Source organism: Planctomycetota bacterium (assembly GCA_035574235.1).
In the GTDB taxonomy this organism is placed as follows: domain Bacteria; phylum Planctomycetota; class MHYJ01; order MHYJ01; family JACPRB01; genus DATLZA01.
In genome coordinates this window covers 1-21,239 of sequence record DATLZA010000162.1, presented here as the reverse complement: position 1 = coordinate 21,239, position 21,239 = coordinate 1, and the positions used below count along the sequence as shown (strand labels likewise).

The window sequence follows — 21,239 nt, the reverse complement described above, 5'->3', positions numbered from 1 at the left end:
TCCCCCCGCTCCCGCGGCGCCCCCGCCCCCGGCGACCGCTCCGTCCCAGCCCGCACCCAAACCTCCGCCGGCGGTGGAACCCCAGCCGCCTCCCACGGTCACCCTCGTGGCCGTGCTCGAGCACGTTCAGGGGGACGTGACGCTGGGGTCCCGCGAAGCCGCCCGCTCCGGCGCCGCCCTCGCCGCCGGACAGTCGCTGCGCCTGGGCCCGGCTCCTTCCCGCGCCCTCGTCGCGTTCCCCGACGGAACGCGCCTGGAGGCGGGGCCCGACACGCTGCTGGAGCGCGTCGAGCGGGGAGCGGTTCACATGACCCGCGGGACCCTGCGGGCCTCGGTGGCGCGCCGGGCGGCGGGAGCGCCTCTGACCTTCCGGACGCCCCACGCCGAAGCCGCAATCCTCGGGACGGAGCTGGCGCTCCTCGTGGGGCCGACCTCGACGCGCCTCGAGGTGCGCGAAGGCAAGGTGCGGTTCCGCCGCCTGGACGACGGAGCGGCCGTGGAGGTGACGGCCGGTCATTACGCCGTGGCCGAGCGGGGCGCGCGGCTGGAGTCGAAGCTCCTCGTCTTGACCGCCGAGCTTCAGGAAGGATCGGCCGGGTACGGCGGCGCGCGCGACGCCGCCGTCTCGGGGGTCGAGCCGACCCGCCCGCTGGGCGACGCGGTCGAAATCGAGGTGGACGGGGACGAGGCGGACGGGAGCAAGGTGTGGGCGCTTCTCCGGTGGGATCTCTCCGCGATTCCGCCGGCGGCCGTCGTCCAGGAGGCGTTCCTGACGATCTACGTCACCGGAACCTCCGCCGGGGCCGGCTATGAGCTTTACGAAGTGAAGCGCCCCTGGAACGAGCGCGAGGTGACCTGGAGGCAGGCGCAGAGCGGCGTTCCCTGGGGGACGCCCGGGCTGCGGCGGGGGCTCGACCGCGCCGCCGCCCCCATGGGCGCGGTGATGCCCCGCGAGATTGGAGAGACGAAGATTCTCCTCGATCGCGCGGTCGTCCAGGCCTGGATCCGCAATCCTTCCGCCAATCACGGTCTCGTCATCGCCACGGACCGGACTTCGGACGGCTTTCGGTTCCTGAGCCGGGAATCCAAGGATCCGGCGAGGCGGCCGAAGCTCACCGTCCTTTACACGCTGGGGGCCAGGTGACGGCGGCGCTCCTGGTCTTGCTCCTGGTTCACGAAGACCTCGAGCTGCAGATCGCCGAGCTGACGCGGCGGATGGAGCGGGAGGGCGCCTCGGCCGAGCTTTACTACCGGCGGGCGGAGCTTCACCGGTTTCACGAGGATTGGCCGGCCGCCCGGGCGGATTACGACCGCGCCGAGCGGCTGGATCCGGGCTTGGCCGAGGTGGATCTCGGACGGGGCCGGATGTGGCTGGGAGCCGGAAGCCCCGACCGCGCGGAGGCCGCGCTCGTGCGGTTTCTTTCCCGCCGCCCCGACCACGCGGGGGCGCTCCTGGAGCGGGCGCGGGCCCGCCGGGCGCTCGGCCGTCCCGCGGAGGCCGCCCGCGACTACACGCGCGCGCTCGCGCGGCTGCCGGATCCCAAGCCGGATTTTTTCCTCGAGCGCGCCCGCGCCCAGGAGGAGGCCGGCGACCTCGCCGGCGCGCTGGCCGGCTTGGAGGAGGGGATGAAGCGGCTGGGACGGATCGTCACCCTGGAATCGGCGGCGCTGGAGCTTGAGATCGCCTCCGGGCGCCTGGACGAGGCGCTTGCGCGGCTGGAGCGGCTGGCGGCGGGCACGCCCCGGCCGGAGCCGTGGCTCGTCCGGCGCGGAGAGGTGCTCCGCCGCGCCGGGCGCGCGGCCGAGGCCGAGGCCGCCTTCCGGGCGGCGCTGGCGGCCCTGGAGACCCTGCCCCCCGCGCGCCGCGCCGTCAAGAGCGTCCGGGACCTCGAAGCCCGCGCCCGCGCGGGCCTGAGCGGGAAGGATCCGTAGCGGCCCCGGGCACCGGGTTCCGTTTTTCCGACAGGTTCGGGCCGGAACGGTCATTCCTAGGGGGGAGAGGGCGGAAGGTCCGGAACGTCCGATGCCCTGACCGCGAGGTCGGATCGCCCATGAAAAAAAGGCTTCCGGCGACTCTCGGCGCGCTCCTCCTGGCCGCTGTTCCAGCGTGGGCCCAGACGGTTACGCGGGGCCCCTACCTCCAGCAGGGTCATTCCACAAGCGTCATCGTCCGCTGGCGGACCGACACCCCTACCGACAGCCGCGTCCGGTATGGGACGTCCGCCGGCAGCCTCACCCTCCAGGCGGACAACGCCGCCTCCACCACGGAACATGAAGTCAAGCTTACCGGCCTTTCCCCCAATACGAAGTACTACTACTCGATCGGCACCACGACCCGGACGCTGGCCGGGGACGCCGGCTACTTCTTCGTCACCGCCCCGACCCCCGGCACGGTGAAGCCCACCCGCATCTGGGTCATCGGCGACGCCGGCACCGCCAACTCCAGCCAGCGCGCCGTCCGCGACGCCTATTACAGCTTCACCGGTTCCCGATACACCGACCTCTGGCTCATGCTCGGCGACAATGCCTACGACGACGGCACCGACGCCGAGTACCAGGCCGCCGTCTTCAACATGTATCCCACGCTGCTTCGCCAGTCCGTCGTATGGCCCACGCTGGGGAACCACGACGGACATTCCGCGGATTCCGCGACCCTGAGCGGGCCGTACTACAACATCTTCAGCCTTCCCAAGAACGGCGAGTGCGGCGGGCTCGCCAGCGGCACGGAGGCGTACTATTCGTTCGATTACGCCAATATCCACTTCATCTGTCTGGATTCCTACGAGACCAGCCGGACCGTCGGCGGCGCCATGCATACCTGGGTCAAAAACGACGCCGCCGCCACGACCCGCGACTGGATCATCGCCTTCTGGCACCACCCGCCCTACAGCAAGGGCTCCCACAACTCCGATTCCGAATCGTACCTCATCGACATGCGCAAGAACTTCCTCCCCATCCTCGAAGAGGCCGGCGTGGATCTCGTCCTCTGCGGCCACAGCCACTCCTACGAACGCTCGTTCCTCCTGGACGGCCACTACGGGACGTCCTCGACCCTCACGGCCTCCATGAAGAAGGACGGCGGCAGCGGCCGCGACCCGAATCCCTACCGCAAGTCGGCCGGAACCCAGCCCCATGAAGGCGCCGTCTACGTCGTGGCCGGAAGCTCGGGAAAGACGAGCGGCGGCTCCCTCAACCACCCCGCCATGTTCATTTCGCTCAACCAGCTCGGCTCCCTGGTGCTCGACATCGACGGAAACCGGCTCGACGCCAAGTTCCTGCGCTCCGACGGCACGGTCGGGGATTACTTCACGATTCTGAAGAGCACGACGACGCCGCCGCCTTCGGGCGACACCACGCCTCCGACGATCACCATCTCCTCGCCGACCACCGGCTCGTCGTACTCGACGACTTCTTCGCCGGTGACGCTGGGGGGCTCGGCCTCCGACAACGTGGGCGTCAGCCAGATCCGCTGGTCGAACGCCGCCACCGGTTCCTCGGGCGTCGCCGCCGGCACGGCCTCGTGGACCGCCACGGTTCCCCTCAACCCCGGCTCGAACGCGATCACCGTGACCGCCTATGATGCCGCGGGGAACACCGCGACCGACACCCTCACCGTCACCTACACGCCGCCGTCGGGCGATACGACCCCGCCGTCGATTTCCATCACGGCCCCGAGCACGACCGGCCGGTACACGGCCGCCTCCGAGCCCGTCCGGGTGAGCGGCACCGCTTCGGACAACGTGGACGTCGTCCGCGTGAGCTGGTTCAACGCGGCCACGGGGGATACCGGAACGGCCTCGGGCACGGCGTCCTGGAGCGCTTCGATTGAGCTGGCCGCGGGCGATAACCCCGTCACCTTCACGGCCTACGACGCGGCCGGCAACTCGGCTTCCGCCCGGATCACGATCTCCTACGCCCGCGCGGCCTCGGGAGGCTCGGGCGACGCGGATCGGGACGAGGGCGAAGAAGGCCTGGCCGGCGACCGCTGCTCGATGGGATCCGCGGGCGCGGCGCCGACGGCCGGGGGAGCGCTGCTTTCGATCCTGTCCGCCCTTCTTTTGATGAGGAACCGCCCTCGACGCGATCCCTGAGAGGGCCGCCGAATGTCGCGGAAGACCGCCGGTCTGGCCGCCGCGGCGATCCTGGCGGCCGCGGCCGCGTGGACGGCCGCCGGCCCGCCGCGCCGATGGGACTCCGCCCTCGCCCGCCCGGTCATCCTCCGGTACGCGGATCACCTGCACGCCGCGTACGCGGACGCGACGGACCGGGCCGCCGCGCTGCGGGAGGAGATCCGCGCGTTCGTCCGCCGCCCCTCCCTGGAGGGCCTGGAATCCTGCAAGGCCGCCTGGGTGCGCGCCCGGCCCGCTTATCTGGAGACCGAAATCGCGCGCTTCTCGGGCGGGCCCATCGACCGGAGTCCCGACGGCCCTGAAACCTTCATCAACGCCTGGCCCGTGGACGAGAGCTACATCGACTCGGTGGACGGCCGGCCGTTCTCCGGGATCATCAACGATCCGGCCGGCTTCCCCTCAATCGACGAGGCGGCGCTTCGCCGCGCCCATGGGGCCGGCGGCGAGACCCACGTGACCACGGGCTGGCACGCGATCGAATTCCTCCTGTGGGGACAGGACCGGAGCCCCGGCCCCGGCGGCGGGGCCCGCCCGTTCACCGAATTCGCCGACAGGGGCACGTTGCCGAACGCGCCGCGCCGCCGGGCGTACCTGGAGCTGTGCGCGGACCTGCTCGTCCGGGACCTCTCCTGGGTGCGCGACCAGTGGGCGCCCGTGCGTCCCGGCAACTATCGGGAGACGTTCCTGAGCCTCCCCGTGGAGGAAGCACTATCCCGGATCCTCACGGGCGTGGGCACGATGGCCGTGGGCGAACTGCGCGGCGAACGGCTCGCCGCGCCGTTTACGCTCAAGGACAAGGAAGAAGAGCACTCCTGCTTCAGCGACACGACGCATCTCGACCACCTCCACAACGCCCTCGGAGTGCGACGGGTGTGGGAGATCGGCGTGGGAGAGCTGGCGCGGCGGATCGATCCCCGCCTGGCCGCCGACGTCGCGCGGGCGCTCGAGGACGCGATCGAGGCGCTGCGGAGTCCGGATCTTGAACCGTTCGACCAGGCGATTCTCGGGGAGGACGATCGTCCCGGACGCCGGGCCATCCTGCGCGCGCTCGGGGCGCTCGATCGTTTCAACCGCGCATTCTCGCGTCTGGCCGATCGCCTGGGGCTTCCGGTAACGACGAGGTTGCCTTGAGGTACGGGCCGACGGCGCTGGCGATTCTCCTGGCCGGATGCGGCCCGTCCGCGGAGCGGTTTTCGGGCGGCGCAGGAACGGTCTTCGACGTCTCGGAAAACGCCTTCGGGTTTCCTCTGGCCACCCTGGAGCCCTCCCGGCGCGAAGCCTTTTTCGCAGGCAACTCGCTCTTTCGCGCCAACTGGGTGATCGCGCCGGCCTCCGCCGCCGGGCGGGACGGCCTGGGGCCGCTTTTCAACGCCGCCTCCTGCTCGGCCTGCCATTTCAAGGACGGCCGCGGGCGGGCCCCGGAACCGGGCGAGCCCTTCGTGGGATTGCTTCTGCGGATCGGCGCGCGCGACGGCGCTCCTCATCCCGTCTACGGCGACCAGATCCAGACACACGCCGTGCCGGGCGTGCCTCCGGAAGCGGTTCCGGCCGTCTCCTATGAGGACGTGCCGGGCCGGTACGGCGATGGAACGCCCTATTCCCTCCGGCGCCCGGTCTATCGGCTGGAGCGTCCGGGCTACGGGCCGCTCGAGGAGGACGGACTTCGCGTCTCGCCGCGACTGGCTCCCGCGGTTATCGGGATGGGTCTCCTGGAGGCCATTCCGGAGCGCCGGATCCTCGAGCGCGCGGATCCCGGGGACGCGGACGGGGACGGCATCTCGGGGCGGCCGAACCGGGCGACGGATCTCCGGACGGGACGGTCCGCGCTCGGCCGCTTCGGGTGGAAGGCCGGGCGGCCGACCGTGGAGGAGCAGGTCGCGGCCGCGTTCCAGGGCGACATGGGGGTGACCTCGCCTCTTTTTCCGCGGGAGAATCACACGTCCGCGCAGAGGGCCCCGGCCGGCCTCCCGAGCGGCGGCGAGCCGGAGATCGACGGCGAGAAGCTGGGGTTCGTGACGCTCTACGTGCGCCTCCTGGCGGTGCCGGGACGGCGGGCGCCGGACGATCCTCGGGTGCGCCGCGGGCGCCGCCATTTTGAAGCCGCCTGCGCGTCGTGCCATACTCCGCGCTGGGAGACGGGCGACGTCCCCGGCTTTCCGGAACTGTCGCGGCAGACGATTTTTCCGTACACGGATCTTCTTCTGCACGACATGGGCCGCGACCTGGAGGACGGGCGGCCGGAGTTCGAAGCGGAAGGGCGCGAGTGGCGCACGCCGCCTTTGTGGGGGATCGGATTGGCCGACCGGGTCGGGGGCGGCCGCGCCTCGTATCTCCACGACGGCCGGGCGAGGACTCCGGCCGAAGCGATCCTCTGGCACGGCGGCGAAGGGGCGTCCGCGCGCGAATACTTCCGCGCGCTTCCCGCCTCCGAACGGGAAGCGCTCCTGGCGTTTCTGAGGGATCTGTGAGGCTTCGGGTCGCGATTCTTCTGGCGCTGGCGGCGGCGGCCCTGGCGGCCGGGGCGGCGCTTCGGGGACGCCTGCGTCGCTCGTCGGAGCGCGAGAGGCTCCTCGGCGAGCTGGCGTGGGGCGTCATCGTGCCCCAGTACCGGGCGCTGGCGGAGCGGGCGGGGGATCTGCGGCGGGCGGCGTCCGCGCTCGCGCGCTCGCCCTCGGAGGAGGCGCGGCGCGCCGCGCGCGAGGCCTGGAAGGCGGCCCGCCTCGCCTGGGCGGCGTGCGGGCCGCACTTCATCGGACCGGAGCGCGACCGTTTTCTCGCGGCCAAGATGGACACGCCGGCGGCTCCCCCCGGGGCTCTCGAGGAGGCGCGGGCGCGGGCCTGCGCCGTCGAGGCGCTCGGCGCTCCTCTCAAGGGGTTCGGGGCGATCGAGTTTTTCCTTTTCGCCGACGCGCGCCTTCTGGAGCCGGGCGAAGGGCGGCGGCGGGAATTCGTGGAAGCCCTTGCGGCGGATCTGGAGCGCACGGCGCGCGCGGTGCGGGACTTCTGGGAGCCTTCGGGGGGCGGGTTCGCGGACCGGTTCGCCCGGCCGGGCCGCGGGGATTCGCCGTACGCGACGGCCGACGCCGCGCTCGACGAAATCATCAACGCCCTGGTGCAGTTTCTGGAGCGGGTGAAGGATGAGCGGCTGGGGCGTCCGCTCGGAGTTCTTCGGACCGGCACGGGCGAGCCGCGGCCGGAACTCGTCCGGTCGCGCGCCGGCGGCCACGCGCTGGCGGAACTGCGCGCGGAGATCGAGGGAGTCGAGCGCCTTTACGAGAAGCTCTCTCCCGGCGTAGTCCGGGCGGCGCCGGAGCTGGACGCGTCGGTCCGGCTGGCTCTGCGCAAGTCCAGGCAGGACGTGGCGGCGATTCCGGAGCCGCTTGAGGAGGCGGTGGTGCGCCACCCGGACGCCGTGCTGAACGCGTTCAACATGCTCCAGGTGCTGCGGGACCGCCTGGCGGTGCACCTCGTGGCGGCCTACCGGAGCAGCCTGCGGTTCGGGGACTTCGATGGAGATTAGCGGCCCGGCGGGGGGCGGGAAGCGTTTCGACCCCTTCGCGCCGGTGGACGGAACGGCGGTGGCGGTGTTCCGGACCGTCTTCGGCGCGCTCCTGGCGATTCAGGTGGCGCGCTACTTCCTGAACGGGTGGATCGACGCGCAGTTCCATGAGCCGCGCCATTTCTTCCCGTGGCCGGGGCTGGAGTGGATCCGGCCGTGGCCGCGCCCGTGGATGCACGTGCATTTCGCGGTCCTCGGGGGGCTCGCGGCGGCGATGGCAGCCGGAGTTCAGCCGCGCGCGAGCGCGTTTCTCTTCGGGCTCGGCTTCACGTACGCGTGGCTCATCGACCGCGCGAACTACCTCAATCACTATTACCTGATCAGTCTTCTGTGCGGGATCCTGGCGGCCATCCCGTCGGGGCGGACGCTCCCGGCGTGGGCCGTGGCGCTTCTGCGGTTCCAGGTGGGAGCGGTGTACTTCTTCGCGGGCTTGGCCAAGCTCCAGGGGGATTGGCTTCTTCGCGGCCAGCCGCTGCGGATGTGGCTGGCCGAAGTGGAGGGGATCCCGGGCCTGCACGCGCCCGGCGTGGCGGCGGCCTTGAGCGTCGCCGCGGCGGCGTTCGACCTTTCGGTGCCGTTTTTCCTGCGGGTGCGGCGGACGCGGGCGGTCGCCTACGGATGCGCCGTCGTCTTTCACCTCGCCACGGCGCTTCTTTTTCCCATCGGGCTTTTCCCGTGGGTGATGATCGCCGCGGGGCTCGTCTTTTTCGGCGGGGACCTCCGGCCGGAAGGGTCCTGCGGGCGCGTTCCCCGGTCGCCGGCGATCCTTGCGGCCGCGGCGGCCTACGCGCTGATCCAGGTTCTCGTGCCGCTGCGCGCCTTGAGGGGGGATGCGCTCTGGGCCGAGCAGGGCTTCCGCTTTTCCTGGCGGGTGATGCTGATCGAAAAGGGGGCGGAAGCGCGCTTCTGGGCGGAGGACGTGGCCACGGGGGAGCGCCTGCCGGTACGGGTGGAAGACTATCTGACGCCCGCGCAGGCGCGGCAAATGCGGTCGCAGCCGGATCTCCTCGGGGCGTTCGCCCGCATCGTGCGCCTCCGGTTCCGCGGCGAGGGGCGCGAGGTGCGGGTGCGGGGCGAGGTCTGGGTGTCGCTCAACGGGCGCCCGGCGAGCCTCCTTGTGGATCCCGGAGCGGACCTGGCCCGGGGCGGCCCCGCCGACTGGGTCCGGCCGCTTCAGGACGGAAGCTGAGCCGAAAGAATTTACGCGTTTTGCGCATAACAAATCGCCGGTTCGGGGCTCTTTATCCATTAAAGTGATACCGCCGGCGGGAGCGATTCCTGATGAACGATGTCTCCGGCGGTTTCAAGGCCGCGCAAAGGGGGAGTTGGGAGGATGGGAGGCATCGCCTCGAGGAAAGCCGTTCATGCGAGCGGACCCCGCCGGGGGATCCGCCCGTTCGCGGAATTCGGAGCGCCGCCGAGCGGGTGCACTGCGGTCGAGTGGGAAGGCGTCTCGGCGGCCGCCGGGGCGGGACGGCGGGATGCGGGGATCGCGCACGTTCTCAACCGCCTCCTGGATCTGCAGAAGGCGACGGCCGCGGAGTTCGACCGCGCCGGGCGCCTTGGGGGCCGAAAAAGAGGGGTGTCGGCGCGTGTGCGGCTTCCCGGCGCGTGGGCGGTCGCGCTCAACGATCTCCTTGGCGCTCTCGCCCGCCCGGCCCGGGAGACCGTCCGGCTGATCCGGGCGGTCGCCCAGAGCGCCGGTCGCGGCCGCTGGAGGGCGCCTTTGAGGCGGCTCCAGGGGATGTTCCAGAGCGGCGAGGAGCTTCTTGGCGTCGTTCTCGCCGCGGCTCTCCTGGGGCGGTCGCGGGCCGCGATCGGCGGGCGGCGGAAGAACCCGGAGCGTTCCGGGAAAACCGAGCGGCCGGCTCCGGTCCCGAGGGGCAAGACGGACTTTCTGGCCGTGGCGGCTCACGAGCTGCGCGCGCCGCTGAACTCGCTGCTCATTCTTTCCCAGCAGTTCGCCCGGAACGCCGAAGGCAACCTCACTCCCCGGCAGGTGGACCACGCCCGCATGATCCACGCGGTCGGCACGGATCTCCTGGCGCTGGTCAACGACCTTCTGGATTTCTCCGCCATGGAGTCCGGCGCCATCTCCGTGGACGTCGGCCCGGTGCGGTTCGAGGACCTGCGGGATTCCCTGGACGCCTGTTTCCGCCCGATCGCCGTTCAGCGGAAGCTCGAGTTCGAAATCGCGCTCGACGCCGGGCTGCCCGCCTCCTTCGAGACGGACTCCAGGCGGGTGCAGCAGATCCTGCGGAACCTGCTTTCGAACGCCTTCAAGTTCACCCCCGCGGGGAGGGTCGAGCTTCGGATGGGCGTGGCCGCTCTCAATCCGGCGGATCGGACGTTCTTCTTCACGGTCAAGGACACGGGCATCGGGATCCCGCCGGACAAGCACCAGATCATCTTCGAGCCCTTCCAGCAGGCCGACACCTCCACCAGCCGCACGTACGGCGGCACGGGCCTGGGACTTTCGATCTCGCGCGAGCTGGCCAGGCTCCTGGGCGGGGAAATCAGGCTCGAAAGCGAGCCCGGCCGGGGCTCCACCTTCACGCTCTACCTGCCGGAAAGCGCGCGGCGCGGCAACATGCCGTTGACACGAGGGGCGGCGGCGGCTCAAATGGAGGCGAGGCCTGGTTCCCAGGCAAGCCCATTTGACGCCGCCGCGCAAACCGATCCTGCTGGTTGAAGACAACGAGACGGACGTACTCCTGCTGGAACGCGCCTTCCGGAAGGTGTCCGCGCCGGCGCCGCTCCAGGTGGTCCGCGACGGTTTGGAGGCCGTGACCTACCTGGCCGGGCAGGGCGCTTTCGCCGATCGAGCGTCCTTTCCTCTGCCGGAGTTCGTGCTTCTGGATTTGAAGCTCCCGAAGAGGTCCGGCTTCGAGGTGCTCGAATGGATACGCCGGGATTCCCGGTTGCGGGACTTGCCGGTGATCGTGCTCACGTCGTCCACCGAGACGGGCGACGTGATCCGGGCCTACGAGCTCGGCGCGCTCGCGTACCTCGTCAAGCCGGTGGGATTCGACGAGCTGCGGGGATTGGCGGAGATCCTTTGCCGCTACTGGAACGCCCCGCACGGCGAGGCGCGCGCCGCGCTCGAGCGGGTTTCCGTGCCCCGGCCGCGGGCGTGAACGCCTCCGGGAAGCTTTACGACGCGGTCAGTTCGAGGTCCGTCGCCAGAATCCGCAGAACGTCTTCGCGCGTCACCAGACCCTGGAGCGTGCCGGCCTCGACGACGGGGAGCTGATTGACGCCGCGCTCTTCCATCCGTTCGAGGACCCGGGCGAGAGGCTCCGCGGGGGCCACTTTCTCCACGCGGTCCACGGGCACCATGACCTCCGCCAGCGTCGTCCGCGACCACGCCTCCCGCGGGACGGACCGCAGTTCATGCAGGGTCGCCAGCCCCAGGAGCGCCTCCCCGTCGGTCACGAGGAAACACCGCTGGCCGGTCCCCAGCACCTTCTCCTCGACGAACCGCTGGATGGTTTCGTCCGGGCGCGCGCGGGGGCATGGGGGGCGCATGGCATCGCGGGCGCGGTAGCGCCGGAGCAGCTCGCGGATCTCGAGGCTCTGGACGCTGCGCTGGGCCGCGGAGATCAGAAACCATCCGATCAGGCCCAGCCACAGGCCGGACAGGAGGTTGGGCGTGGCGAAGACGAGGAACGCGCCCCAGACGATGAGGCCTCCGCCGATGGCCATGCCGAGGAAAGCCGCCCCGCGCGTGGCTTTGCGGAGGTCCCGCGTGAGGAGCCACACGCCGGCGCGGAACACCCGGCCCCCGTCGAGCGGATACCCCGGCAGGAGATTGAACCCCGCCAGGAGGAAGTTGATGACGCCCAGCCAGCCGGCGGCGACCTGGGCGAGCGATCCGTCCGGGAGGGCCCGTCCGGCCAGCAGAAAGAGCGCCCCGAGGAGGGCGCTGGTCAGGGGGCCCACGATGGCCATCCAGAACTCATCCCTCGGCCGCTCGGGCTCGCCGCGGATCCGCGAGATGCCTCCGAAGACGAAGAGCGTGATCCCCTGGACCGTCATGCCAAGCCCGCGGGCGACCAGGCTGTGGGACATTTCGTGCAGAAGGATCGACAGGAAGAAGAGCAGGCCCGTCGCCAGGGCCCCCAGCCAGGCGTTCCACGCCGGCCGGCCGGGAAAGAGCCGCAGGAACTGGTGTCCGAGCGAGAAGACGATCAGGAAGGCGATCACGAGCCAGCTCGTGTCGATCCGGATTTCGATTCCGAAGGGGCGGGCCAGCGGCAGCCCTCCGCGGGGCGCGGGCGTGCTTCGAGGCCGGCGTTCGGACCGTTCCCCGGGTCGCGGTTCAAGGGTGAGAGGCTTTTCCATGGCGCACCTGGGAGGCGGCGGGGCTCCGATCGGTTGAGCCGCCGCGCGCCGCCTTCGTTACGCCCGCCGCGCCGGAGGGCGGGGAAGGGTTGACCGCCCGGCCTTCTTTTTCTAAATTCAGTATAGACAGATATGAAAGAAGAAAAGAAAACGAAGCTCTCGCCCGTCCAGGAGAAATTCATCCTGCACTGGGGCGAGATGGGAACCCGGTGGGGGATCAACCGCACCGTGGCGCAGGCGCATGCGCTCCTCTACCTCTCGCCGCGGCCGCTTTCGGCCGAGGAGATCACCGAGACGCTCGGGGTGGCGCGGTCGCACGTCAGCACCAGCCTCCGGGAGCTGCTTCACTGGGGGCTCATCCGGGTGGTCCATCTCCGCGGGGACCGGAGGGACCATTTCGAGTCGCTCAAGGACGTCTGGCAGATGTTCCGGCTCGTGGCGGAGGGACGCAAGCGGCGGGAGCTCGATCCCACGCTGGCGCTCCTGCGGGAGGCGCTGGACGGGACGGAAAAAGAGGGGGGCGGGGACGCGTACACGGAGGAACGTCTTCGGGCGCTTCTGGAGTTCTTCGAGCTGGCGGAGGACGCGTACCGGAAGCTCTGCGGCCTTTCGCCGGGACAGGTGCGCAAGCTGCTCAAGTGGGGCGGGGGACTCCAGCGGCTTCTCGGAGGGCGGTCGGAGTGATCGAAGGGGCGCACGTCATCCTCTACGACGGCGCGTGCGCGCTCTGCAACCGGTTCAACCGGTTCGTGCAGGCGCGCGACCGCCGGGGGGCGTTTCGTTTCGCGCCGCTTCAGGAGCCGTGGGTGAAGGAGTTCCTGCGGGAACGGGGGCGCCGCGCGGAGGCGCTCGACACGGTCTACGTGGTCCGCCGCCCGGAGCGCCCGGGGGCGGCGGCCGAGCTTCTGACCCGGGCGCGGGCGGTGCTTTTCGTCCTGGGCGAGCTGGGCGGACCCTGGACGTGGGCGAAGTGCCTGCGCCTCCTGCCGGAGCGCCTCCTGGACCGGGGGTACGACTTCGTGGCGCGCCGCCGGCAGGCATGGTTCGGCCCGGCCGAAAGCTGCGCGCTGCCCTCCGCTTCCCGGGAAGGAAACGCCGGGCGCGGACGTTAAACCAACGGCCGCGCCATGACGATTCCTTCCGAGACTCCGGTTCGTCCCGTGATCCGCGCCTGGAAGAGCCGTCCCACCGTGGAGGGCGCGGGCGTCCGGCTCCGGAGGGCGTTCGGCTTTCACGAGCTTCCCGCGCTCGATCCCTTTCTTCTTCTCGACGACTTCCGGTCGGAAAATCCCGCCGACTACCGCGCGGGCTTCCCGTGGCACCCGCACCGCGGAATCGAGACGATCACGTACGTTCTGGACGGGGAGGTGGAGCACGGGGACAGCCTCGGGAACCGGGGTCTGATTTCCTCGGGCGACGTTCAGTGGATGACGGCCGGCGGCGGCATCATCCATCAGGAGATGCCGCGCGGGGACCGCAGGGGGCGGATGTTCGGATTCCAGCTCTGGTCCAACCTTCCGGCCCGGGACAAGATGAGGGAACCGCGGTACCAGGAGGTAAAGGCGGGTCGGATTCCGCTCGTCCGGACCGCGGGAGGCGCCGCCGTTCGCGTGATCGCCGGGGAGGAGAGCGGCGTGCGCGGTCCCGTGCAGGACATTGCGTCGGACCCCACCTTTCTGGACGTGTCCCTTCCGGCGGGCGGGCGCTTCGAGCGCCGGACGCCGGCCGATCACACCGTCTTCGCCTACGTCTTCGAGGGCGAGGGGATGTTTCATTCCGGTTCGGACGAGGTTTCCGGGGACGGGACGCTCCTTCTCTACGGTCCCGGCGGTTTTCTCGAGGTGCGGGCCGAGCGCCGGCCGGTGCGGTTTCTTCTGGTTTCCGGGCGCCCGCTGCGCGAGCCCGTGGCCTGGCATGGCCCGATCGTGATGAACACGCGGGAGGAGCTGGAGGCCGCGTTCCGGGAGCTGCGGGAGGGAACGTTCGTCCGTGGGGGCGGGCGCCGGGACGTTTGAGGCCCCGCGGCGGACGGAGCGCAACCGGCGGCTTCCGGGATGGTTAAATCTCCGGAATGCGCTCCGTTTGGCCGGCTCTTCTGGCCGTCCAGGCCGCCTGCGGCTCCGTCCCGGGCGAGCCTCGGGCCGAGCGTCCCAACATCGTCATCCTTCTGGCCGATGACCTGGGGTTCTCCGACATCGGCGGCTACGGCGGCGAGATCGAGACGCCCCATCTGGACCGTCTGGCGGCGGAAGGCCTGCGTTTCACGCAGTTCTACAACACGGCGCGGTGCTGTCCCACGCGCGCGAGCCTCCTGACGGGGCTCTACCCGCACCGGGCGGGGGTGGGCCACATGGTGGAAGATCGCGGGTGTCCGGGATATCGCGGTTTTCTGAACGAGCGGTGCGTCACGATCGCCGAGGTGCTTCGGGCGGCGGGATACCGCACGCTGATGGCGGGCAAGTGGCACGTCGGCGGAGCGCGGCCCCATTGGCCCGTCGATCGCGGCTTCGATCGCTATTACGGACTCATCGACGGCGGCTCGAATTACTTCAAGCTCGACCGGGGCCGCACGATGGCGCTCGACGGGGAGCGGGTGTCGCCTCCGGCCGGGGAGCCGTTCTACATGACGGACGCCTTCACGGACCGGGCGCTCGAATTTCTCGACGAGGCGGGCCGGGCGGGGAAGCCCTTTTTTCTCTATGTCGCCTTCACGGCGCCGCACTGGCCGCTTCACGCGCCGCCGGAGGACATCGCGAAATATCGGGGCCGGTACCGGGCGGGATGGGACGAGATCCGGCGGCGGCGGCACCGGAAGATGATCGAGCTGGGGATCGTGGACGCCCGCTGGCCGCTTTCGCCGCGGGATCCGCGCGCCCCGGCCTGGGAAGACGTGCGCGACCCGGAGGACCGGGACCTTCGGATGGCGGTGTACGCCGCGCAGGTGGACCGAATGGATCGGAACATCGGGCGGCTTCTGGGCCGGCTGGAACAGATGGGCGCCGCGCGGAACACGCTGGTCTTTTTCCTGTCCGACAACGGCGGGTGCGCGGAGGAGATCCGCCGTCCGGAGGATCCCGCCGCGCCGATCGGGACGGCGGGTTCGTTCGCCAGCTACGGGCTTCCGTGGGCGAACGTGTCGAACACCCCGTTCCGGCTCTACAAGCACTGGGTTCATGAGGGAGGGATCGCGACTCCGCTCATCGTCCGCTGGCCGGCCGGCATCCGCACGTCCGGCCTGGTCCATGAGCCCGGGCACGTGATCGACCTGTTGCCGACGTGTCTCGAGGCGGCGGGGGCGGAATATCCGCGCCGGTTCGAGGGGCGGGAGATCGAGCCCGCGGCGGGGAGGAGTCTGCGTCCCCTCTTCGAAGGGAAGTCGCTGGGCGAGCGTCCGCTCTTCTGGGAGCACGAGGGCCATCGGGCGGTCCGGAAGGGTCGCTGGAAGCTCGTGGCGACCCACAAGGGGGCGTGGGAGCTCTACGATCTCGAGGCGGACCGGACCGAGGCGGTGAACCGGGCGTCCCGGCATCCGGAGATCGTGGGGGAGCTGGCGGCCTTGTGGGACGCGTGGGCCCGGGAATCGGGCGTTCTGCCCTGGGAGGACGTCGCGCGCGCGAAGCCGCGGTGACGGACGGAAGTTCCGGTCGGGCGCGGCGCGGGGGGGAAACCGGGGTCTCAAGCCAGCCCCGACTTCACATGCAAAGGCGCTCCTCGAGGCTCCTGGGACGACATCGAAGAGGGCGAGGAAAAGCCGGTCTGGTTCACGCTGCCGGCCGACGACTTCCTGGTCTGCCGCCGCCGCCGGCGCGTCCTCGTGCATGGCCAAGTACCAGCTGACCTGGAAAACAAGCCCACCATCGACGCCCGGACCTGGCGTCGGCACGAGAAGCTCTTGAAACGACCGGCGGCCTGGGAACGGGCGGACCAGTATCGCAGGCTCCTGGAGGAGAAGGGGCTGAAGACCCTTCGCGCCCTTGCCCGTCGGACGGGGGAGGACCCTTCGCGGATCTCCAAGGTCCTCCGGGTCCGCGCCCACTGCACCGAGGAAGGCGGTGCTCGACGAGCTCTCTGCCGAGGCCCAGAAACACGGGCTTGGGTATTGAGGCTCGCGTGCGGTGATCCTGAACGAGATCGAACAGGTCACCAAGGGTCAATATCGTCAGAGCAAGCTCAGCAACGTCTGCACCAACTCGTAGGCTCGCCGGGCCTGCGCCTTGCGGGTCTCCGGGTCGGGCGAATTGTGGAACTCGACCAACTGCTGGGGTCCGAAGGCCTTCGTGCTGGCAAATTTCTCTCGCAACACCGCCACAGCTCTTGCCACCTCCTTCTCGACAAGCCGCTGCCTCCAGTCATCCGCCAGCGCCTTGATGCCCCCGGGGAAGTGGTCGAGGACGTAGCAGAGATCATAGCTGTCCTTCGGTTTGTCCCGCCCGGCAATGGCATGCGCCTTCATCACGATAAAGTCGCGCAACGAGGCCACCTGTAATCGAACGGTGTTTTCCGCTCCACGCACGGTCTTGCCCTGCAAGAGCACGGACTCCGGCGCATGGAAGGCGGCTCTGCACGCTTCGGTCTCTAAAACGCGGAAGCCCGCCAGGAGTTTCGGTTTGTGCTTCTTCATCTTCGTCCCTTTGGGGGCGAGAAACTCGACTTCGACCTGGACCGGTTCCTCTCCATCCTCGATGTCGACATCCACGACCAACTGAAAATCCTTCACGCCCTTGCGGTATCGCTGGGTCGCCAGCAGCGATTCAATCAGCGCCGCGTATCGCTCTCCACTGAGCTTCTCCACGTTCAGCGCGAGGTCTACATCGATGCTTCCGACGTGGGGCTCTTCTTCGTCCACATCCAGCAGCAGGTCCGGAATCCACCCGCCGACTACGACAAAGCTGTCCGCGAACGACGCCAGCACCTGTCCTAGGTCTACCAACACGCGACGGGCGGCCTTGACCTGACGCGAGCCGTACTCCTCCTGACGACGCGGCTCCGGATTCATACCGGTAACCCCAGCCCCTTCCATTCCGGTTTCAAGCGCTGCTCCAGCAAGGCTTCCGCCGCCTCTTGGCCGCGGCCGCCGCAATGATACAGATCCACGTAGGTCTGCACGGGGTTCGTGCAGACCATCGGACCTCCCTTACCGGCGTCGCCAAGATAAAAAACTCCGTCGTCGTGCGGAATCAGCACGACCAGACTTTCTCCTGAATCCACCGTTTTGGCCTCGATCCTCTCTTCGAAACGATGGATCTCCGACGCGCTCACATACAGCCAGACTTTCGGCTGGCGCACATGCGGTGCCTGGAACTCCGCCGCCGAGAACGCCGCGTAGGCCGAAAACCCTCCCGTTTCCAGACCCAGTCGTGCGAGGGCGTCGTGAAGCCTCTTGCCCTGCAAGAGGGTGAAATACAGCCGCCGCTCGTGCCGGTCGAAGCGGTAAGCTTCCCGCCATGCGAAGAGCAATTTCAACGGATCGCGCAAATGGAATCCGCCCTCCGGGCGATCCTCGATAAAAGCCTCATCGCGCAGATGCCGAACCACTTTGTTCACCAGGCCGAGGCTGACCGGAAACCGAAGATCCCTGAGGTGGGCCTGGATGTCTCTTTGCTTCCACACACGGCCTGCGTTCTCCGGGGCGAGCAAGGCTCGGATCAGCCGACCTGCCTCCGGCGTTCCAAGATTGGCACTGGGCTTGGGTGGTCGGTGGACCGGAGGATTGCCGGTATGCTCCAAGTGGAGCACGCCAGGAACGTCGATCAGGCAGTTCCCGGCCAAGTCGAACCAGCTCCATCCGGACGCCTTGCACAGGTCCGCCATGCGCGGCGAGACGAACGGCAGTGCCAGCACCCTAACCGAGGCGCTGTACCTTCCGGAGGAAGGAGGAACCTTGCTTGCCACGGTTGGGAACATGCTCGGCCTGAATTCCGCCTTGCACTTCACGAACAGCATGGCCCTGCCGCCGTTTGGCAGAGGCAGGCTGGCCAATAGGTCGAAGCCCTCATCCGCCTTTCCGCCGATTTGAGCGACCTGCACGTTGCGTAGCCAGGTCACGCCACCCAGCAATTCGCGGAGCTTGGCCGCGAAATTCGCCTCCAAGATCATCTGGGATGGCCGTCTCATGTTCATAGGGCTGTATATCTCACGTACACGTGAACTATATACAATCCGTGAACACCCGGTCAAGACCGCTGATCTCCATCACGCCTGCAACATTCCGCTCCAGCCCCGGCGCTCCTTGATAGCGGGCGACCAGCGCCTGCGCAGGAACGAGCGTCATGAAGAGCGCCGGCGAGAACAAGAAGGCCATCAGCTTCACGCAGCTCAACGCGTTCCTGCGATGTCCCCGGCAGTACTACTTCCGCTACGTCCTCGGGCTTCGGACGCCCCCGTCCGGCGCGATGGTCCAGAGCCGGCAGACGCGACCGATGAAAATTCCGCCGAAATCGCGGCCGGTGTGGACCCAGGTGAGCCTGGGTTTCAAGCCGGGTATGGTTTGGGGTGACCGACGGGACTTGAACCCGCAACACCCAGGGCCACAACCTGGTGCTCTAGCCGCTTGAGCTACGGTCACCGTATCGACCGGGGAATGCGGCCGCGCCTATTATAGGCGGCCGCCCGGGCGAATCAACCGTCAGGACGAACGCCCCGCGACCGGCGCGGACGACTGAAGCGCCGGGGCCACCAGACGCGCCACCGTCTCCAGGAACATCACTTCGTCCGGCGTGAATTCCCCCACGTTCTGGGCGTGCGCGTCCAGGATTCCCAGACAGTGGTCCCCCACCCGCACGGGCACGCAAACCTCCGAAAGGACCCCCGGCACCCGGAACACGTACATCGGATCGTTCCGGACGTCCCGGACGTTCACGGTCTCGCCGAGCGCGAACGCCTTGCCGAGGAACCCCGCCCCGAACTTCTGGCGAACCCCCACGGCGATGTTGATCGGATGCGCGCTCGACTGCGCCAGAAGCAGAAGCTCCTCCCGCTCGTAGTCCGCCTGGAAAATCGCCGCGTAGTGGCCCCCGCAGGTCATCCGCACGAGGTCCACCGTCCGCTGCAGGAGCGCCTCCCGCGGCGCCACGCCGCCGAAAAGCCGCGCCAGGTTGTGCAGCGCCGCCAGACGCTCCTGCCAGCGCTGCGCCTGCCCGTCCAGCTCCGCGAACTTGAGCGCGATCGCGATCTGCGAGGCCAGAAATCCCAGGAGCTCCAGGTCCCCCTTCTGGAAATAGCCCGGCCGCCGCGACTCGAAATTCAGCACTCCCAGAAGGCGGTCCCCCGCCAGAATCGGCACCGCCGCCTCGGAGCGCGTCTCGGGATTCACCTGCAGATACCGCCGGTCCCGCCGCACGTCCGGCACGACGAGCGGCTTGCGCCGCTCGGCCACCCAGCTCGTCACCCCCGCGCCCGGAAACGCGATCCGCACCGGCGTCGGACGCAGCCGCCGCCCCGCCACCTCGTGCTCCACCAGCTCCCGGCCGGAACCGTCCACGAGCAGAAGCGCCACCTCGTCCGCCCCCAGGGCGCCGTTGGCCAGCGCGAGCACCTCCTTGAGAAGCACCTCCGCGTCCGAAATCGCCAGGAGCCGCCGAATCACCTCCGGCAGAAGCTTCACCGCGTCCATCCGCGTCTTCTTCTTCCGGCCCCGCGCCGCCATGCCCGCCATTTTCCTCCGAAATCCGCGGGACTCCAAGAAATTCTCGCCCTTCCTCCCGCGTAACGTAGCCGGAACTCATGCGAACCCTGACCCCGGCGCTCCTTCTCCTCGTTCTGGCCTCGTGCGCCCGCGAACCGGCTCCTCCGGCCCGCCACGTCGTCCTCCTCAGCATCGACGGATTCCCGGCCTACTCCCTCGAGGACCCCTTCGCCCCCGCCCCCACCCTCCGGCGACTGGCCCGCGAGGGCGCTTCCGCCGCGCGCGGCATGACCGTCGTCAACCCTTCGGTCACCTGGTCCAACCACGCCACTCTCGCCACCGGCGTCGCCCCCGCCCGCCACGGCGTTCTCTTCAACGGCCTCCTCGTCCGCGACGGCCCCGGCCGCCCCGTGCGCGTCGAACCCTGCGGCCGCGACCGGCTGCTGCGCGCCCCCGCCGTCTACGACCTCGCCCACCGCGCCGGCCTCTCCACCGCCCAGGTCGATTGGGTCCCGTGGCAGACCGGAGGTGCGATCACCTGGGCGTTCGAGGAACGGCCCGACCCGCAAGGGTCGCTCGAGCGGGAACTCGTCGCCGCCGGAGTCCTCGAACCCCGGGACATCGCCGAGTTCCGCAAGGGAAGCGGAGCCTGGCGCGACGAGATCTGGACGCGCGCCGCCCGCTGGCTTCTGCGGACTCACCGCCCCCGCCTGCTCCTGGTCCACCTTCTCAACCTGGACGCCGTCCACCACCGCTACGGGCCCCGCACCCCCGCCGGGCTCTCCGCGATCGCCCTGGCCGACGCGCGCGCGGCCGAGCTTCTGGCCGCCCTCGACGAAGCGGGCCTGCGCGACCGGACGGCGTTCTTCGCCGTTTCCGACCACGGATTCAAAACCGTCCGCCGCATCCTCCGTCCCAACGCGCTCCTGCGCCGCGAGGGACTTCTCCAGGCTGAGGCCGGCAAGGTCACCGCCTGCGACGCCCACGTCTACCCCGAAGGCGGCACCGCCATGGTCTATGCGACCCATCCCGAGCGAAAGGACGCGACCCTCGCCCGCCTTCGGGAACTCTTCCGCTCCCTGGAAGGCATCGAGCGCGTCCTTGAGCCGGCGGACTATGCGTCCCTCGGGTTGCCTCATCCCGCCGACAACCCTCAGATGGGCGACCTCGTTCTGGCCGCCCGGCCGGGATATGCCTTCAACGGCTCGCCGGACGGCGAACCGGTGGCCGACGCCGAACCCGGATACCTCGGTACCCACGGATACCTCGCCTCGGATCCCGAGATGAACGCGCTCTTCGTGGCCTGGGGATCCGGAATCCGCCGGGGCGCGCGGCTGGATCTCGTGCGCAACCTCGATGTGGCGCCCACGATCGCGGCGCTTCTGGGCCTGAGGCTGGACGGCGTCGACGGACGCCCCCTCGACGGGATCCTCGAGTAGTTGTGGACTGATCAGGGACATCGTTACCACCCCCTCGGGGAGCACCTGATCGCTCTTTCGTACCTGGATTGCCGGGTCATGCGGCGTCTGGTTCGCCTGGCCCACCTCTACCACGAGGCGATCGGTCCCCGGCGCAGCCCTTG

Annotated in this window: 19 protein-coding genes and 1 tRNA gene; 14 read left to right on the top strand and 6 right to left on the bottom strand. The window is 69.6% G+C overall.

Annotated elements, in window-relative coordinates:
- The 9 genes from VNO22_15145 to VNO22_15105 all read left to right on the top strand — a co-directional run.
- Nucleotides 1-1,144, top strand: a 1,144-nt coding sequence (locus VNO22_15145; protein ID HXG62703.1) for a DNRLRE domain-containing protein, incomplete at its 5' end; no start/stop codon positions are given.
- Nucleotides 1,141-1,932, top strand: coding sequence for a tetratricopeptide repeat protein (locus tag VNO22_15140; GenBank protein ID HXG62702.1), 792 nt, complete (start codon nt 1,141-1,143; stop codon nt 1,930-1,932). The genes VNO22_15145 and VNO22_15140, both read left to right, overlap by 4 nt.
- A 119-nt stretch (nt 1,933-2,051) precedes the next feature.
- Complete coding sequence (locus VNO22_15135; GenBank protein ID HXG62701.1) at nt 2,052-4,091, top strand: metallophosphoesterase; 2,040 nt, start codon at nt 2,052-2,054, stop codon at nt 4,089-4,091.
- A gap of 12 nt (nt 4,092-4,103) precedes the next feature.
- Nucleotides 4,104-5,261 carry an imelysin family protein gene (locus VNO22_15130; GenBank protein HXG62700.1) on the top strand — a complete coding sequence of 386 codons (1,158 nt, stop codon included), beginning with the start codon at nt 4,104-4,106 and terminating at the stop codon, nt 5,259-5,261.
- Nucleotides 5,258-6,598, top strand: coding sequence for a di-heme oxidoredictase family protein (locus VNO22_15125; protein ID HXG62699.1), 1,341 nt, complete (start codon nt 5,258-5,260; stop codon nt 6,596-6,598). Before VNO22_15130 ends, VNO22_15125 begins: the two co-directional genes overlap by 4 nt.
- Nucleotides 6,595-7,650: an imelysin family protein gene (locus VNO22_15120; protein HXG62698.1), complete on the top strand. Its 1,056-nt coding sequence runs from the start codon at nt 6,595-6,597 to the stop codon at nt 7,648-7,650. The genes VNO22_15125 and VNO22_15120 overlap by 4 nt, the downstream gene beginning before the upstream one ends.
- A complete protein-coding gene (locus VNO22_15115; GenBank protein HXG62697.1) occupies nt 7,640-8,878 on the top strand; it encodes an HTTM domain-containing protein in 1,239 nt (412 codons plus the stop codon). The genes VNO22_15120 and VNO22_15115 overlap by 11 nt, the downstream gene beginning before the upstream one ends.
- Nucleotides 8,879-9,022: 144 nt before the next feature.
- Nucleotides 9,023-10,381 carry an ATP-binding protein gene (locus VNO22_15110; protein HXG62696.1) on the top strand — a complete coding sequence of 453 codons (1,359 nt, stop codon included), beginning with the start codon at nt 9,023-9,025 and terminating at the stop codon, nt 10,379-10,381.
- Entirely contained in the window at nt 10,347-10,826 is a 480-nt protein-coding gene (locus VNO22_15105) for a response regulator (GenBank protein HXG62695.1), read from the top strand. The genes VNO22_15110 and VNO22_15105 overlap by 35 nt, the downstream gene beginning before the upstream one ends.
- Before the next feature lie 16 nt (nt 10,827-10,842).
- On the opposite strand, the gene VNO22_15100 is transcribed toward VNO22_15105, so the two are convergent.
- Entirely contained in the window at nt 10,843-12,033 is a 1,191-nt protein-coding gene (locus VNO22_15100; GenBank protein ID HXG62694.1) for a site-2 protease family protein, read from the bottom strand.
- 132 nt (nt 12,034-12,165) lie between these two features.
- On the opposite strand from VNO22_15100, the gene VNO22_15095 reads away from it, so the two are divergent.
- From VNO22_15095 to VNO22_15080, 4 genes are read left to right on the top strand one after another with little or no spacing between them, the layout of a single operon-like run.
- On the top strand, nt 12,166-12,717 hold the full coding sequence (locus VNO22_15095) for a MarR family transcriptional regulator (protein ID HXG62693.1): 552 nt from the start codon (nt 12,166-12,168) through the stop codon (nt 12,715-12,717).
- Nucleotides 12,714-13,145 carry a DCC1-like thiol-disulfide oxidoreductase family protein gene (locus VNO22_15090; GenBank protein ID HXG62692.1) on the top strand — a complete coding sequence of 144 codons (432 nt, stop codon included), beginning with the start codon at nt 12,714-12,716 and terminating at the stop codon, nt 13,143-13,145. The genes VNO22_15095 and VNO22_15090 overlap by 4 nt, the downstream gene beginning before the upstream one ends.
- A 15-nt stretch (nt 13,146-13,160) precedes the next feature.
- Nucleotides 13,161-14,048, top strand: coding sequence for a pirin family protein (locus tag VNO22_15085; protein ID HXG62691.1), 888 nt, complete (start codon nt 13,161-13,163; stop codon nt 14,046-14,048).
- Nucleotides 14,049-14,104: 56 nt separating this feature from the next.
- The gene (locus VNO22_15080; protein HXG62690.1) at nt 14,105-15,661 is read left to right on the top strand and encodes an arylsulfatase; all 1,557 of its coding nucleotides are present in this window, start codon (nt 14,105-14,107) and stop codon (nt 15,659-15,661) included.
- Between the two features lie 531 nt (nt 15,662-16,192).
- Here VNO22_15080 and VNO22_15075 read toward each other — a convergent pair.
- The 5 genes from VNO22_15075 to VNO22_15055 form a co-directional block, all read right to left on the bottom strand.
- A complete protein-coding gene (locus tag VNO22_15075) occupies nt 16,193-17,029 on the bottom strand; it encodes a nucleotidyl transferase AbiEii/AbiGii toxin family protein (protein ID HXG62689.1) in 837 nt (278 codons plus the stop codon).
- Nucleotides 17,026-18,129, bottom strand: a complete 1,104-nt coding sequence (locus VNO22_15070) for a type IV toxin-antitoxin system AbiEi family antitoxin (GenBank protein ID HXG62688.1) — start codon at nt 18,127-18,129, stop codon at nt 17,026-17,028. Before VNO22_15070 ends, VNO22_15075 begins: the two co-directional genes overlap by 4 nt.
- Before the next feature lie 52 nt (nt 18,130-18,181).
- The gene (locus tag VNO22_15065; GenBank protein ID HXG62687.1) at nt 18,182-18,343 is read right to left on the bottom strand and encodes a hypothetical protein; all 162 of its coding nucleotides are present in this window, start codon (nt 18,341-18,343) and stop codon (nt 18,182-18,184) included.
- Between the two features lie 178 nt (nt 18,344-18,521).
- Nucleotides 18,522-18,598: transfer RNA gene (locus VNO22_15060), tRNA-His, on the bottom strand.
- A gap of 60 nt (nt 18,599-18,658) precedes the next feature.
- Nucleotides 18,659-19,678, bottom strand: a complete 1,020-nt coding sequence (locus tag VNO22_15055; GenBank protein HXG62686.1) for a GAF domain-containing protein — start codon at nt 19,676-19,678, stop codon at nt 18,659-18,661.
- A gap of 77 nt (nt 19,679-19,755) precedes the next feature.
- On the opposite strand from VNO22_15055, the gene VNO22_15050 reads away from it, so the two are divergent.
- Nucleotides 19,756-21,096: an alkaline phosphatase family protein gene (locus VNO22_15050; protein ID HXG62685.1), complete on the top strand. Its 1,341-nt coding sequence runs from the start codon at nt 19,756-19,758 to the stop codon at nt 21,094-21,096.
- Nucleotides 21,097-21,239 lie beyond the last annotated feature (143 nt).

Excerpts from the sequence above, each read along its gene's own strand:
- VNO22_15110 (HXG62696.1), top strand. The coding sequence starts at position 9,023 with ATGGGAGGCATCGCCTCGAGGAAAGCCGTTCATGCGAGCGGACCCCGC.
- VNO22_15055 (HXG62686.1), bottom strand. The coding sequence starts at position 19,678 with ATGGCGGCGCGGGGCCGGAAGAAGAAGACGCGGATGGACGCGGTGAAG.
- VNO22_15135 (HXG62701.1), top strand. The coding sequence starts at position 2,052 with ATGAAAAAAAGGCTTCCGGCGACTCTCGGCGCGCTCCTCCTGGCCGCT.
- VNO22_15100 (HXG62694.1), bottom strand. The coding sequence starts at position 12,033 with ATGGAAAAGCCTCTCACCCTTGAACCGCGACCCGGGGAACGGTCCGAA.
- VNO22_15050 (HXG62685.1), top strand. The coding sequence starts at position 19,756 with ATGCGAACCCTGACCCCGGCGCTCCTTCTCCTCGTTCTGGCCTCGTGC.
- VNO22_15115 (HXG62697.1), top strand. The coding sequence starts at position 7,640 with ATGGAGATTAGCGGCCCGGCGGGGGGCGGGAAGCGTTTCGACCCCTTC.
- VNO22_15130 (HXG62700.1), top strand. The coding sequence starts at position 4,104 with ATGTCGCGGAAGACCGCCGGTCTGGCCGCCGCGGCGATCCTGGCGGCC.
- VNO22_15080 (HXG62690.1), top strand. The coding sequence starts at position 14,105 with ATGCGCTCCGTTTGGCCGGCTCTTCTGGCCGTCCAGGCCGCCTGCGGC.
- VNO22_15075 (HXG62689.1), bottom strand. The coding sequence starts at position 17,029 with ATGAATCCGGAGCCGCGTCGTCAGGAGGAGTACGGCTCGCGTCAGGTC.
- VNO22_15085 (HXG62691.1), top strand. The coding sequence starts at position 13,161 with ATGACGATTCCTTCCGAGACTCCGGTTCGTCCCGTGATCCGCGCCTGG.
- VNO22_15070 (HXG62688.1), bottom strand. The coding sequence starts at position 18,129 with ATGATCTTGGAGGCGAATTTCGCGGCCAAGCTCCGCGAATTGCTGGGT.
- VNO22_15095 (HXG62693.1), top strand. The coding sequence starts at position 12,166 with ATGAAAGAAGAAAAGAAAACGAAGCTCTCGCCCGTCCAGGAGAAATTC.